The organism is Pantoea sp. BAV 3049 (assembly GCF_009765445.1).
In the GTDB taxonomy this organism is placed as follows: domain Bacteria; phylum Pseudomonadota; class Gammaproteobacteria; order Enterobacterales; family Enterobacteriaceae; genus Erwinia.
Genome location: NZ_WHOY01000031.1, coordinates 142,030 through 142,967 on the forward strand (window position 1 = coordinate 142,030; position 938 = coordinate 142,967).

The 938-nt window shown below is 54.1% G+C and carries 2 protein-coding genes; both read left to right on the plus strand.

Going from position 1 to position 938, the window contains the following annotated elements:
- Positions 1-231 precede the first annotated feature (231 nt).
- Positions 232-474, plus strand: coding sequence for a phage holin (locus tag GSQ70_RS01510; protein WP_158780476.1), 243 nt, complete (start codon positions 232-234; stop codon positions 472-474).
- A 2-nt stretch (positions 475-476) separates the two neighbouring features.
- The coding region (locus GSQ70_RS01515) for a lysozyme (RefSeq protein WP_158785166.1) at positions 477-938 on the plus strand (462 nt) is incomplete at its 3' end.

Genomic DNA, 938 nt, shown 5'->3' on the forward strand with positions numbered 1-938 from the left:
TAGGCTCACTTCGGTGGGCCTTTTTCTTTTGCGACCCCGAATCACCCTCACTCACTCCTGTTAGTTCGGGATGGCGCACTTTAAACAAAAAAATCCGCTCGACGGCGGATTAATAATTTTGCTACTCACGGCAGCCGATGCTTTCTCTTCACACAGAACAGCATAAACGGGCCTGCTCAGTACAGAAAGTAGACAATTCCTAATTCTAATGAGCGGCCCCACGGGGGCTATATGAGAAACACTATGAGTCAACTGGCATCTGGTGCCGCATATGGCGCGTCTGGCGCTACTGTGGTTACCAGTTTTTTAGTGCGGCTTAGCCCGGATGAGTGGAGCGCCGTCGGCGTGCTGGCAGGTATCGCAATAGCGATCATCACGCTGGGCATCAACTGGTACTACCGCCGCAAAACTGCACTGGCACAAATCAAGGCGCTACAGCGCTGGCCAGCATCATCCGAAATCACCGAGGAATAATCATGGCGCTGTCGAACAGTCTGAGAAACAAGCTGATCGCCACTGCTGGCGGTGGTGCTATGGCTATCGCGGTTGCGTTCCTGGGTGGGAGTAACGGCGTGGAAGGTCGAGAATATACGGCGTACAAAGACGTTGCTGGCGTCTGGACAGTCTGTGACGGGCATACAGGCCCTGATGTGCAAGTGAACAAGAAATACACTGACCGCGAGTGTGACAACCTGCTGTGGAAAGACCTGCAGCCGGTTAAGAAGTCGGTAGACGGTCAGGTAAAAATACCTCTGGGCGAATACCAGCGTGCTGCACTCTATTCATTCGCATACAACGTCGGCACCGGTGCATTCACGAATTCAACGCTATTGAAGAAGCTGAACGCTGGCGACGTGGAAGGCGCATGCGACGAGCTAAGGCGCTGGGTGTATGCGGGGGGCCAGAAATGGCGCGGGCTGATGAACAGGCGCGATATG